8 protein-coding genes are annotated in these 13,782 nt (G+C 56.9%); 1 reads left to right on the forward strand and 7 read right to left on the reverse strand.

All coding sequences use genetic code 11. The annotated features are described in order from the left end of the window. The first annotated feature begins 109 nt into the window (after nucleotides 1-109). Nucleotides 110-1,000 carry an alpha/beta fold hydrolase gene (locus LNA76_RS06580; RefSeq protein ID WP_094196448.1) on the forward strand — a complete coding sequence of 297 codons (891 nt, stop codon included), beginning with the start codon at nucleotides 110-112 and terminating at the stop codon, nucleotides 998-1,000. A 752-nt stretch (nucleotides 1,001-1,752) separates the two neighbouring features. On the opposite strand, the gene guaB is transcribed toward LNA76_RS06580, so the two are convergent. The 7 genes from guaB to LNA76_RS06615 all read right to left on the reverse strand — a co-directional run bounded on the left by guaB (nucleotide 1,753) and on the right by LNA76_RS06615 (nucleotide 13,743). Then, entirely contained in the window at nucleotides 1,753-3,213 is a 1,461-nt protein-coding gene (gene guaB, locus LNA76_RS06585; RefSeq protein WP_094196447.1) for an IMP dehydrogenase, read from the reverse strand. A gap of 43 nt (nucleotides 3,214-3,256) precedes the next feature. After that, entirely contained in the window at nucleotides 3,257-7,318 is a 4,062-nt protein-coding gene (gene purL, locus LNA76_RS06590) for a phosphoribosylformylglycinamidine synthase (RefSeq protein WP_230018548.1), read from the reverse strand. 232 nt (nucleotides 7,319-7,550) lie between these two features. Continuing rightward, a complete protein-coding gene (gene greB / locus LNA76_RS06595; protein ID WP_094196445.1) occupies nucleotides 7,551-8,144 on the reverse strand; it encodes a transcription elongation factor GreB in 594 nt (197 codons plus the stop codon). A 17-nt stretch (nucleotides 8,145-8,161) separates the two neighbouring features. Beyond that, nucleotides 8,162-9,010, reverse strand: a complete 849-nt coding sequence (locus LNA76_RS06600) for a PHP domain-containing protein (protein WP_094196444.1) — start codon at nucleotides 9,008-9,010, stop codon at nucleotides 8,162-8,164. A gap of 6 nt (nucleotides 9,011-9,016) precedes the next feature. After that, a complete protein-coding gene (locus LNA76_RS06605) occupies nucleotides 9,017-9,913 on the reverse strand; it encodes an alpha/beta fold hydrolase (protein WP_108727340.1) in 897 nt (298 codons plus the stop codon). A 121-nt stretch (nucleotides 9,914-10,034) separates the two neighbouring features. Beyond that, nucleotides 10,035-12,473 (reverse strand): DNA internalization-related competence protein ComEC/Rec2, encoded by a 2,439-nt coding sequence (locus LNA76_RS06610; protein ID WP_230018550.1) that lies wholly within the window; start codon nucleotides 12,471-12,473, stop codon nucleotides 10,035-10,037. Between the two features lie 436 nt (nucleotides 12,474-12,909). After that, nucleotides 12,910-13,743 carry a TatD family hydrolase gene (locus tag LNA76_RS06615; protein ID WP_230018552.1) on the reverse strand — a complete coding sequence of 278 codons (834 nt, stop codon included), beginning with the start codon at nucleotides 13,741-13,743 and terminating at the stop codon, nucleotides 12,910-12,912. Nucleotides 13,744-13,782 lie beyond the last annotated feature (39 nt).

A 13,782-nucleotide genomic window follows, 5' to 3' on the forward strand; every position in this document is an offset into this window, starting at 1 on the left:
GCGCCGCTTAGGGAGCCGCAGAAATACTCCAGGCTGAAATTGTCCTGCATCACTGGTATTCATGCGGCAAGGCAGCTACAGTACATGCAGCCATTTTGGGAGTTTCAGCATGTCTTCGAGTCGTACCCCTCATCCGAGCGAGCTCAATGAACACCATGAATCCCGACCTGCACAGGCCGGTCCACAGCAAAGCGGCGGCAGCTATATCCCTGCTCCCGGTCCCGCCAGCGATCGCTCGCACAGCTTTGCCTACGAATGCCAGGAAGATACCGACGAGGTATCCGACAGCCTGACGTTTGTGCTGGTTCACGGCGCCTGGCATGGTGGTTGGTGTTGGTCCCGGCTGGCCTCACGGCTGCAGGCCAAAGGCCATAAAGTCTATACCCCTACGCTGACCGGCCTGGGCGAACGCAGCCACTTGCTCAACCCAAACATCACCCTGAATACCTTTGTGGACGATGTCGCTAATTTGATACGTTGGGAGGAACTGTCCAATGTCATTTTGGTGGGCCACAGTTTTGGTGGACTGGTGATTAGTGGTGTGGCCGATGTCATGCCCCGTTGCATACGCCATCTGATTTATCTGGATGCCTTTATCCTGCCTAATGGTACGAGCACGTTTGATACCCTACCTGAAAAAATGGTGGAAAACATGATCGCCTCGGCCGGCCAAAGCACAATCCCCGCCGTCCCCCCTCCTCCCCTTAGCGCGTTGGGCTTGCATGCTACAGAGGATTTGCACTTCGTTGGAAACCGCCTGACGCCGCAGCCGCTTAGCGTTTACAAATCGGCTTTGCTATTGCAAAACCCGGTTATCGGCAATTCCCGGCCCTGCTCCTATATTTCCTGCACGCAACCGACTTTTCGCGGCGTAGACACGTCTCGCGAGTGGGCCCGCCAGCAGAAGGATTGGGAGTTCCGTGAATTGGAAAGCGGACATAGCGCGGCGATTACCCACCCGGATCTGCTGAGCCGCTTGCTGTTAGAGATTGCAGACTAGTCAGCCTGTGGGAAAACCTGGCCGCCAGGACAATAGAATTTGCGTGGAGCACTTTCTCATGTCGCCGGACAGCGGCGGCCCTCATGCACTCAATGGTATCGACCTGGAGCCAAGCCTCTGAATAACAAGCTTACGGCCCAACTTTTCAAACTCTGCCATAAGCGCCATTTCCTCAGAACGGCTTCTTCAATAAACTAAAAAACCTGAGTCCTTGCACTGGACTCAGGTTAAAACACATCATGACCAGAATCGGCTATTGAATCGATTCAATCCTTCTCCCACGCAGCGTCTGCGATATGGAAAAGCAATCAAAGCGAAAGAAGCTATTTCTTAGGCTTACTAGGTTTAAGGGCTGACGTATTTCCAGGGGTTTGTTTGTTGTCACGACGACGCTGATCGAGCTTACCCGTTGATTTGGCAACAGGTTTAGGGCCAGGCTTAAGTTCCATACATACTCTCCTTTACATATCTGAATGATGAGTAAAAACAGGAAAACAAGGAGCGAAGCCAGTCATGAAAATCGCGTTAATTGTGCAGGCCGCTAGATACATTACCCGCACGGTGCTCCACACGATAAGCCATGGTAATAGAATTTGACTGTTGTGCCAGCATCTCCAAACAGTTAGCTAGCCACCTTCACGCCCTGATCAAAAACAAGACCACCCTCTATCATCCGATCAGCCAAATTTGACATAAAAAAAACCGCCAACCCAAAGGCTGGCGGTTTCTGGCATGCAAGAGACTGGCTAAGATCAGTCCGCGCGGTAGTTCGGCGCTTCCTTGGTGATCTGTACATCATGCACGTGAGACTCACGTACGCCCGCAGCCGTAATTTCCACGAACTCGGCCTTGGTGTGCAATTCCTCAATGGATTTGCAACCGCAGTAGCCCATGGAAGCACGGATGCCGCCAATCAGTTGGTAAATAATGGCAATAACACTGCCCTTGTAAGGTACACGGCCTTCAATACCTTCTGGAACCAGCTTGTCAGCGTTGTTCGAAGGATCCTGGAAGTAGCGGTCAGCCGAACCATCGACCATGGCGCCCAAGCTACCCATACCGCGATAGGACTTGTACGAACGGCCCTGGAACAGCACCACTTCGCCGGGAGACTCTTCGGTACCGGCAAACATACCGCCCATCATGCAAGCGGATGCACCCGCGGCCAAAGCCTTGGACACATCGCCGGAGAAGCGGATACCGCCGTCAGCGATCAAAGGTACGCCAGTACCTTCCAGTGCCTTGGCAACGTCAGCAATTGCTGTAATTTGAGGGACTCCCACACCGGCCACGATACGAGTCGTACAAATAGAGCCAGGACCGATACCGACCTTGACGCAATCTGCACCGGCCTCGACCAGAGCGCGAGCGGCATCAGCGGTAGCAATGTTGCCGCCAATAACCTGAATGCGAGGGAAATTCTTCTTGACCCAGCGAACGCGTTCGATAACACCACGGGAGTGACCGTGGGCAGTGTCCACCACCACCACGTCCACACCGGCTGCGGCCAGTTTTTCGACACGTTCTTCGGTACCGTCACCCACACCGACCGCAGCGCCAACGCGCAACTGACCGTGGCTGTCTTTGCTGGCCAGAGGGTGCTCGGTGTTTTTGACAATATCCTTAACCGTTGCCAGACCACGCAGCTGGAACTGATCGTTAACGATCAGCACGCGCTCCAGGCGGTGGCGGTGCATCAGGGCCTGCGCCTCGTCCAGCGTGGCGCCTTCGTGCATGGTGATCAAACGCTCTTGAGGCGTCATGACATCACGCAAAGGCAGATCCAGGCGGTCTTCAAAGCGCAGATCGCGGTTGGTAACAATACCTACCAACTTGCCGGCTTCCACCACAGGCAGACCGGAAATTCCGTGTTGACGTTGCAGGTTGATGGCATCGCGCACCTTCATGGTGGGCGTGACAGTAACCGGGTCAATCACGATACCGAACTCGTGACGCTTCACACGTGCAACTTCACGTGCCTGGGCATCAGCCGTCAGGTTCTTATGGATGATCCCGATACCGCCTTCCTGTGCCATGGCAATAGCCAAGCGCGCTTCGGTTACCGTATCCATGGCAGCCGAAACCAGCGGAATATTCAGGGTGATGTCCCGCGTAAAGCGGGTGAGCAAGGATGTATCACGAGGCAGAACCTCGGAGTAAGCGGGAACCAACAACACATCGTCGAAGGTCAGTGCTTTCTTGATGAGACGCATGCTTTTATAACTCCGTCCAAAAATCGATTATACGCGTAAGCAATTACGCAATCCAGACCCGAGCGTTGCGAAACATCCGCATCCAGGGAGTAAATCCACCATTTGCCATCTGATCAGCCCCCTGATCGGCGGCGCCCCACTGCTCTGGCGTCCAGGACATCATGACGTTACGCGTCACGCGTTCCGGGTGAGGCATCATGATGGTAAAGCGGCCATCTGCCGTGGTGACACCCGTCAAACCGTAAGGGCTGCCGTTGGGGTTCAGTGGGTATTGCTCGGTGTGTTGACCACGGTGATCCACAAAGTGAACCGCAGCGGCGACCTTGGAGACATCGCCTTGACGCTGGAAGTTGGCAAAGCCTTCACCGTGAGCAACAGCCACGGGCAGGCGCGTACCTTCCATGCCCTTGAAGAACAAGGATGGCGAAGCAGCGATTTCCACACTGGAGAACCGAGCCTCATACTTTTCCGACTGGTTACGGGTAAAGCGTGGCCAGAACTCCGCACCTGGAATCATGGGAGCCAGGGCAGCCATCATCTGGCAACCATTACAAATACCCAGACCGAAGGTGTCGCTGCGACCGAAGAAGGCTGCAAACTGGTCGGACAATTGATTGTTGAAACGAATGGTCTTGGCCCAGCCTTCACCCGCGCCCAGAACGTCGCCGTAGCTGAAACCACCCACGGCCACCATGCCCTGCATGCCTTCCAGCGATGCGCGACCCGACAGCAAGTCGGTCATGTGTACGTCCACAGCATCGAAACCGGCGGTGTCAAATGCCCAGGCCATTTCGACTTGGCTATTGCACCCCTGTTCGCGCAAGATTGCCACGCGGGGGCGCTTGCCGGTAGCGATGAAAGGAGCAGCAATATCTTCCTGCGGGTTGAACAGGACGCGCGGCGTAATACCGGGGTCTTGCACGTCTTCCCAGCGATCAAATTCAGCCTGTGCGCAAGCGGGGTTATCGCGGCGCTCCATGATGCGGCGGCTAACTTCACTCCACTGTTGCGCCAGTTCCACACGAGGGGCCTGGTAAATGCAAGCGCCATCACGGTAGAACTCGACCTGATCGGTCTTGTTCAAGCCACCAATCACGTGGGAGTGGGCCGACAAGCCCGCTTCACGCAGGGTTTGCATGACCTGATCACGCTGGGCCAACGGCACCTGAATAACCGCACCCGCTTCTTCATTGAACAAGGCACGCAAGGTGATTTCATCACGCTGTACGGAAACCTGTTCGGCGCGAATCTTGTAGTCACCCCAATCGGCAGCATGCGGATCGATGGTCAGCATATCCAGATTCACGGACACGCCTGTGTGACCGGCAAAGGCCATTTCGGCCACAGTCGCGGCCAAACCCCCGTCGGAACGGTCGTGGTAGGCCAGAATCAGATCCTGATCGGCCAATTGGCGAATCACCTTTACAAACGCCAGCATGGCTTGGGCATCCTGCATATCCGGTACGGACTGGCCAACCTGATTGAAGGCATGAGCCAATACGGAGGCGCCCATGCGCTGCTTGCCCTGCCCCAAGTCGATCAAGACCAGCGCGGTGTCGCCCACATTGGTCTGCAGTTGAGGGGTCAGTGTGCGACGCACATCGGCCACTTGGGCAAAAGCGGTCACAACCAGGGAAACGGGCGAGATCACCTGACGGGATTCACCGTCTTGTTCCCAACTGGTACGCATGGACAAGGAGTCCTTGCCCACCGGAATGGACAGACCCAGGCTCTGGCACCACTGGCTGACAGCCTGAACGGTGTCGAACAAGGCAGCGTCCTGGCCATCTACACCGCAAGCGGCCATCCAGTTGGCGGACAATTTGACGTCTTTCAGGTCACGCACATCGCTGGCGACCAAGTTAGTCAGGGCTTCAGCCACAGCCATACGGCCCGAGGCAGCAGCGTCGATCATAGCGCTAGGGCTACGCTCGCCCATGGACATGGCTTCGCCACGCACGCCTTCAAAATCGGCCAGCGTCACAGCACAATCGGCCACAGGCACTTGCCAAGGGCCAACCATCTGATCGCGGCTGCACAGGCCACCCACACTGCGGTCGCCAATGCTGATCAGGAAAGTCTTGTTGGCCACGGTGGGGTGGCGCAGCACCCGGTGCATGGCTTCAGTCAAGGGAATAACGGTCAGGTCCAACTGTTCGGCCACGCCGTCCAGACGCTTGACGTCACGCTCCATGCGCGGGGCTTTACCCAGAATCACATCCATAGGCACGTCAACAGGACGCTCCTCGATGCTTTTGGGGGTGTGCACTTCGTCCACACCCGGCAGGCCCTCGCCGAAAGTCACGCGCAATTGACGCTCTTCGGTTGCCACGCCCACTACAGCAAAGGGGCAACGCTCACGCTGAGCGATACGCTCGAAGCGCGACAAGTCCTGGGGCAGAATGGCCAGGACGTAACGCTCCTGGGATTCGTTGGACCAGATTTCAGCAGGCGACAGACCCGACTCTTCCAACGGAACGCGAGTCAATTCAAAAATGGCGCCACGCTCGGCATCGTTCACCAGTTCAGGGAATGCGTTGGACAGACCACCCGCCCCCACGTCGTGGATCGCAATAATGGGGTTGTTCTGGCCTTGCTGCCAGCAGCGGTCGATCACTTCCTGGGCGCGGCGTTCCATTTCCGGGTTGCCACGCTGCACGGAGTCAAAATCCAGTTCGGCACGGTTCGCCCCCACACCCATACTGGAAGCAGCACCGCCACCCATACCAATACGCATACCGGGGCCACCAAGCTGAATCAGCAAGGCGCCCACGGGTAGCGGGTCTTTGTGAGTCAGGCGATCGTCAATCGAGCCCAGACCACCGGCAATCATGATGGGTTTGTGGTAGCCCCAGCGCTGATCGCCTGCCGTTTGTTCAAAGGTACGGAAGTAGCCCAAGAGGTTAGGACGACCAAATTCGTTATTGAAGGCAGCACCACCAATCGGGCCTTCAATCATGATGTCCAGCGGGCTGGCGATACGGTCAGGAATGCCATGGGAGTCTTTTTCCCAAGGTTCCATTTGCTCAGGGAAACACAGATTGGACACGGTAAAGCCAGTCAAACCCGCTTTGGGCTTGGAACCACGACCGGTTGCGCCTTCGTCCCGAATTTCGCCACCGGCACCTGTAGACGCACCAGGGAATGGAGCAATTGCGGTGGGGTGATTGTGGGTTTCCACCTTCATCAAGGTATGTACCAGCGCGTCATGGCGCTGATACACGGGCTCGTTGGCCTGATCGTTGATACCGGCGTGGAACAAGGTGGCAGGGCCACCCGTCATGATGGCAGCGTTATCCGCATAGGCCACCACGGTGTTTTCAGGCTGAGCGGCGTGAGTTTCGCGGATCATGCCAAACAAGGTCTTGCCCTGGTTTTGACCGTCAATTACCCACTGCGCGTTAAAAATCTTGTGACGGCAGTGTTCGCTATTGGCTTGTGCGAACATCATCAGCTCCACATCGTGCGGGTTACGACCCAGACGTGTGAAAGCATCCATCAGGTATTCAATTTCGTCCTCGGACAGCGCCAGGCCCATTTCCTCGTTGGCCTGCTTCAAGGTTGCCACGCCACCGCCCAGCACATCTACGGTCTGAATAGGTTTGCCTTCCAACTGCGTGAACAGGTCCTGACCGTCAAAATCCAGGCCCACTACCGTCTCGGTCATGCGATCGTGCAGCAAGGCAGCCAGTTGCTCCAGTTGCGCCTGATCCAGCTCTTTAGCGCCTAACAAGCCACGCTTGGGAGTAATGATGTAGCGCACGCCACGCTCGATACGGCGTACCGCTTGCAAGCCACAGTTATGGGCGATGTCAGTCGCTTTACTGGCCCAGGGCGAGACGGTCCCCAAACGAGGAACGACTCGCAGAACCAGGGCGCCTTTAGGCGGCTCAGGGTCCAGCGCAGGCAGACCATCGTCCAGCAGATCGCTCAGGTGCTGGCGCGCACTGGCATCCAGACCGGACTCTTCAGTCCAGACATAGTATTCGTGCAAGGCAAGAATGTCGGCAACAGGCAGTTGGCGCTGCTCGACACGCTCTAGCAAACGCTCACGACGAAATGCGGAGAGCACGGACGAACCGGGGAAGTACAGGATTTGGCTCACGATACGGGAGGGGCAAAAAAGGTGGGAGAAATAGAAAACACGCCATTTTAACCGGAAGCGACACAAGAGGTCACATCGGCAAATGGCGTGCAGAAAAAGGGAAGATTCAGTTCAAACAAAGGTGACGCGACCCGGGCTGAAGACACAGCGCACCCGACAAGCTCGACAAGACGTCTTGAGGGGCTGGAGCGATTGGCGCCCCGTAATCTCCAATACGGACCCGGTACGGCGTTCAAATCGGGCTGTCTCCATCCAGATCAGGGGCTGGCGCAGGCTCGGGATAGGACACTTCCAGAATATCCAGCTCTTCCTTGCCAGCCGGGGTACGCAGCACCACGGTGTCGCCTTCACGCGCCTTGATCAGAGCGCGGGCCACCGGAGAAATCCAACTGATCCGGCCTTGCAAGGGTTCAGCCTCATCCACCCCCACAATGGTGATGGTGAACTCTTCACCCTGGCTGTCGCTATAAACAACCGTTGCGCCAAAAAACACCTGATCAGGATTGGGCTGCAAGCCGGGATCGACCACCTCGGCAATTTCCAGACGCTTGGTCAAGAAACGGATACGGCGGTCAATTTCCCGCAGGCGCTTTTTGCCGTACAGGTAATCGCCGTTTTCGGAACGGTCACCGTTGGAGGCAGCCCACGAGACAATCTGCACCACTTCGGGACGTTCTTTGTTCATTAAATGCGTCAGTTCGCCACGCAAGCGGCGGTAGCCCAAGACTGTCATGTAATTCTTGGTGCCACTGGGCAACGCACTGGCCGGGGAGTCCAGATCGTCGTCATCGTCCTGATCGGACTCTTTCACAAAGGCTTTATTCATCGCTTTCAAGGCTCCTGCTAGAGCCACTCCTGCCAAACGGGTTTCAACCCCGAGGGCAAAGGTGGTAGACCGCCTAAATCCACACGCCCTTCGTTGGGACCATGAAAATCCGACCCACAGGACACTTCAAAACCATAGCGACGTGCTACCTGGGTATACACGCTGTATTCCTGCGGTGTGTGGCTGCCCGTCAGCACCTCAATACCCACGCCGCCCAGTTCTAGAAACTGGGCATATAAGGCATGACTGCGGGTATCGTCCAATTCATACCGTGCGGGGTGAGCAATAATGGCCTTGCCGCCAGACTCGCGTATCCAGCCCACCGCCTCTTCCAGCCTGGCCCAGACCGTTTCTACTGCGGCGGGCTTGCCATCTGCCAGATAGCGGCGAAAGGCTTCATTCATATCAGCGCAATATCCTTTCTGCACCAGGAAACGGGCAAAGTGCGTACGGCTGATCAATTCAGGGTTGGCCGCAAATGGGACGGCCCCTTCATAGGCATCGGGGAAGCCCAGATTTGCCAGGCGCTCACCCATTTGACGCGCGCGCTGTCCACGGCCAGCACGCACATCATGCAGCGCCTGCTGTAAGGCAGAATGATCGGGGTCCACCCCCAAACCCACAATATGAATGGTCTTATTTGCCCAAGTGACGGAGATTTCCACCCCATCCACAAAACACATGCCCAGCTCCTCGGCATAGTGCCGGGCCAGTTTCAAGCCACCGATTTCGTCATGATCCGTCAGGGCCCACAGTTTCACACCGTTAGCATGCGCACGCGCGGCTAGCTCCGCCGGGCTGAGCACACCATCTGAATAAATGGAATGGCAATGCAAATCAACGGGCAAGCGGGCCTGAACACTCATAAGGGGCTATCCAGCAAGAAAATAGTCGATGGGGTCGATTTGCTCGGCATTGCGCAGCATGGGCGCATGCCCCACATTGGGAATGGTCACCAGTTGCGAATTGGGATTGCGCTGCAACATGTCCTGTACCACTTCCGGTTTCAAAAGATCGGACTGTTGGCCGCGTACAATCAGCACCTTGTCAGGCAAACTCTCATAAGCGCCCCACAATAAAGCCTGTGCCGCGTCCAAATCCACGTCCGCCTGGTGAGCAAAGGCAAGCGACAGGCGCAAGTCGTAATGGCGACGCCATTTGCCTTCATGCTCCACAAACACATGGCGGGACATTTCCGCCCACTCTTGGGCCGAATGCTCGCCAAAGGAAGCCGAAACAGAGCGTACATACTCCACCGCCTGCTCGAACGTATCAAACAGCACGGACTGACCGACGTACTCACTGATGCGTTGCAAGCCTGTCATATCCAGCACCGGGCCTACATCGTTCAGAACGACTCGACCCAAGGGCAATGTCAGTGGCTCGGTACCCAGACCGGGACCGGGGCGAGCCGGACGCAACAAGGCCGACATCGTTTGCGCTCCGTGTAAGCCCAGGGCAATCAAACCGCCCATGGACGTGCCTACCCAATCCAGTCGCGTCGGTTGCAAACGGGCAATCAGCACCAACATGTCGGCGACGTATTGGGGGATAGCGTAAGCGGTCGGGTCAATCAGCCAATCCGAGCGACCACGCCCGACAATATCGGGGGCTACTACGCGGTAGCGTTTGGACAGTCGCTGGGCCAATTGATCAAAATCCCGGCCCGTGCGCGTCAAACCATGCACGCACATCAAGACGTGGTCGTTACTTGGATCGCCCCACTCCCAGTACGCCATACGGTGCGTACCCGAGGCACTGGCACACATAAGCCAATTAAGGCGCGGCTCCTGAAGATCAGTTGTCATGAACGCTCAGACCAGAATTTGACGGATAAAGAACCATTGTAGCCCAGCCCGAAGGCTTTACTGTGCCGTTTCTATCCTGCTGTCAGGGTGGCGCAGGAGATTGCCAGTAGCGAGCATAGCGATCACGCTCGCCAAAATAATAGAGCGCCGAGGGGCGCGACTCCACCGTCAGGGCACCCCATTGATCAGTACGCAAGAATAAAGCGCCGGACCGTTCCCAACGCGCTTGTACCAACGGATACGGATGGTTAAAGCGGTTCCACCAACCCACTTGAGCAATCGCCAACCCGGCCTGCATCTGTTTGACGAAATGCGCCCCCGAGGACGTGCGGGACCCGTGATGCCCGACCACCACGACATCAATAGGTCCCAAACCCGCCCCCACAATGGCCTGTTCCTGTGCCACGCCCGCATCGCCCAACAGCAAGGCACTGTGTCTGGGGCCTTGGACCTCCAGCACACAGCTAATGGCGTTTTTGTCTTCCTCGCGCCCATAAGCAGCCTTGAAACTGGCCTCGTCAGCAGGCGGCCACCAGAACCGGAAACGTACACCGTCCACCTCCCAGCTCACACCCTGCTCGCAACGCAAGGCCTGCTGCGGGCGCATAGAGGAGCCAGCAGGCACACTCAGTAAACGCTCCTCCCGACTCAAATGAGCGTCCAGGTCAAAGCTGCTATAGGAGCGACCAACCGGCACCGCCGCTAATACGCTGCGCGCTCCACCCACATGGTCCATATCCGCATGAGACAGTACCAGCGTGTCTACCCGCCCTATTCCCTTGGCCTTCAACCAAGGCGCAATGCTGCGATTGCCCTCATCAGAATCGGGGCCATAGCGGTTTCCAACATCAAATAACAACACCTGATTTCGAGTACGCAGCACCACGGCACTGCCTTGGCCGACATCCAAGGCGAACAGGTCCCAATCCCCTTCCTGTAACAAGGAGGGGCGTAAGGTCAGTGCGGGCAACAACAAAGACAAGCCGCTCAAACGGGACACGAAACCTTTAGGCAAGAGCATCAACAAGACCCCCAGCAAAGCCAGAGCCGTCCACGCCCAATGCTGGGCAGGCACGGGCACGCTGGCAAGACTGTGCTCGGCCAACCAGACCGTAGGCTGCATGGTGAAGTCCAACACCGCATGAGCAAAATAGGCGACAGATTCGCACCAGGTCGGCGGGGCCTGCAGCGCCGCCAGAAGCAACAAGAGCAGCACCAAAGGCGTCACAATCGAACCAATCAAGGTGATGGCGTAGGCGTTCGCAGGCAAGGAGGCTAACGAAATCTCATGAAACAAGGGCGCCAGTGCTGGCAATAAAGCTAAAGTGATCAGCACTTGCAGTTGCGTCGCAACCCAGATTCGCCGCCCCCAGCGCTGCCACCACGATCCCGGCTGCGGCACTTGCCCCATCAAATAGCCAAAAGCAAACAGGACGGAAACAGCGGCGAAAGAAAGATAAAAACCCGTGGTCAACCCCGACCACGGATCGTGCAAAACCACACACAGGGCGGCAATCAGCAAGGTACGGCTGGCTCCCAAATGCAATCCCCGAATACGGCAGACGCCCAGCACCAGCAACATCAAAAACGTACGCTGCGCGGGGACACCCCAGCCCGCTATCACGCAATACGCGCCCGCTGCAGCAATACCTATGTAAGTGGCGGCAACTGGAGCGGGTATCTGTTGGGCCAATACCCAGCGCTCCCAACGAAGCCGTCGCCAGCACCAGGACACGACCGCAGCCAGCAACACGGCCAGGAACGTTACGTGCGTGCCGCTGATGGACACCAAATGCGTCAGCCCAGTGCGATTGAAGATCAGCCAATCCGACGGGGCAATACTGGCCTGATCACCCAAAGACAAGGCCAGCATCACCCCGCCCCAGCGCCTTTCTTGCACATAGGGCCCCAACGTGCCGCGCAAATGGTGACGCAGGCGCTGCGTCCAGGTGGACCAGGACTGCGCCGGATCAAAGGCCAAGCGTTCGGGCTGACCTCGCACACTGCCCACCGCCCGCCAGCCCTGAATCATGGCATGACGTTCCGCATCAAATCCATGGGGATTGCGCGCCCCTTGAGGCGGGCGTACTAATAAAGACATACGCCAGCGTTGACCGGGCATCAACTCCGGAAAGTGCTGCACAGACGGTTCGCGGTATAAGGACCGATGACCTTGAGCCGCAGTCCAGCGAACCAGAATCTGCTCGGGCAGACCGGGGGGCTGAGAGCGCAAGACCTTGGCCTGAAACTGTCGGTAGTTCGATCCGGCCTGTATCAAGGACTGAATTTCCAGCTCTACCCGGCTGACTTTATTGATATCCGCTGCCGGGACAAATTGAGCAAGTCGATCTTGTATATGCCAAACGCTATAGCCTGCCCCCACACAGGCGAAGACCAACACGTAGAAAAAAGAAAAACGCTGGGCCAGCAAAAGGCTCAAAACAGCGGCACCCAGCCACAGCCAAACAGGAAAAGCAAGATAAGAAGGCTTCAGGAAATGGGTGAATGTTGCTGCAAGCACAAAAGCGGCTAAACACGCACGCCCTATCATGGGCACTGCCCTGTCATCGCGAACTCCATGCAAATCTATAGCGTAGAGTTCAAGACTGCTTCAGACCGCTGGGAAAAGGACACTTTGCTCACATCGGCTTATACCCATAGACAAGAAGACCCTCTTAGCTAAAAGATGGACTATGTGCAAAGACACAGGCAAAAGTAGCAAGAAGAAGAGCAGGGAGTTTCACCGCAACCTTAGTGGGCAGAGTTAATGGCAGCGGCCTGCCCTAAATAGAGGCAGCGATAGAACCGGGGGGAATGATGAGGCTGAGGAAAAGGTAAGAAGCGAGAGAGCTAGATGGCTTGAGATGAAGCGATTGGGCAAGCAAGCACAAAGTCAGCCTCAAACACCTCGGACTGCAGAAAAACAGCCCCGACAAGCTCAAAAAACTGAATCCAACCTAAAGCCCTTGGCTAGCTAAAAACGCATCCAGCCGTGGCAAGACTTGTCGTGCTGTCGCCCCGGTCTGGGCAATAACGTCGGCCACGTCCATCCCTCTCAGTTGCGCCAGACTTGCCGCGATGCCCTTCACTTCAGCCGGCTCATTACGAACCGAAGCCAGCGGCGTTCCCGGCTCCACCAGCCAGGACGGCGCCAGATCCGGCGCATCGGTCTCCAGCACCATATCAGCCAGGCTCATGTCCTGCGCCAGACGGCGAATCTGCTTGGCCCGGCCAAAGGTCATGGCCCCGCCAAAACCCAAGGCACAGCCCTGACGTACAAACATCTGCGCCTGCTGCTCGCTCCCGTTAAACGCATGAGCGATTCCGCCTACTCCCGGAAACTGCCGCAGATATTTCAATACCCTATCCTGGGAGCGGCGTACATGCAGAAGTACAGGCAGGCCATAGCGTTGCGCCATGGCCAATTGGGCTTCATACAACCATTCCTGATGACGGCTGGCCTGATCGGTTTTCAGCTCTGGCACAAAGTAATCCAGACCGATTTCACCCAGAGCAACAAAACGCGGATCATCCAGACGCCGCTGGATTTCCTGCTCCAGGGCTTCCAGATCCGCTGCCCCCGCTTTAGGTGTAAACAGGGGATGAATACCCAAGGCATACACACCACCGGGCGCCGCCATGGCTGTCTCGCGGGCGGCCTGAAAATCGAATACCCCTACGGAAGGCACCACAATCGAACAGACGCCCGCCGCACGGGCACGCTCAATGACCTGCTCTCGGTCTTGAGCAAACTCGGGAGCATCCAGATGGCAGTGCGTATCGATAAGCATAGCGAGACTCTCCCCCAAAACCAGGCCGAGCCGACAAGG

The sequence above is a fragment of the Alcaligenes sp. MMA genome (assembly GCF_020907215.1).
GTDB lineage: Bacteria > Pseudomonadota > Gammaproteobacteria > Burkholderiales > Burkholderiaceae_B > Alcaligenes > Alcaligenes aquatilis.

Bases quoted from the DNA above. Each gene is read 5' to 3' on its own strand.
- LNA76_RS06580 (WP_094196448.1), top strand. From the start codon at position 110: ATGTCTTCGAGTCGTACCCCTCATCCGAGCGAGCTCAATGAACACCAT.
- guaB (WP_094196447.1), bottom strand. From the start codon at position 3,213: ATGCGTCTCATCAAGAAAGCACTGACCTTCGACGATGTGTTGTTGGTT.
- greB (WP_094196445.1), bottom strand. From the start codon at position 8,144: ATGAATAAAGCCTTTGTGAAAGAGTCCGATCAGGACGATGACGACGAT.
- LNA76_RS06600 (WP_094196444.1), bottom strand. From the start codon at position 9,010: ATGAGTGTTCAGGCCCGCTTGCCCGTTGATTTGCATTGCCATTCCATT.
- LNA76_RS06605 (WP_108727340.1), bottom strand. From the start codon at position 9,913: ATGTGTGCCAGTGCCTCGGGTACGCACCGTATGGCGTACTGGGAGTGG.
- LNA76_RS06615 (WP_230018552.1), bottom strand. From the start codon at position 13,743: ATGCTTATCGATACGCACTGCCATCTGGATGCTCCCGAGTTTGCTCAA.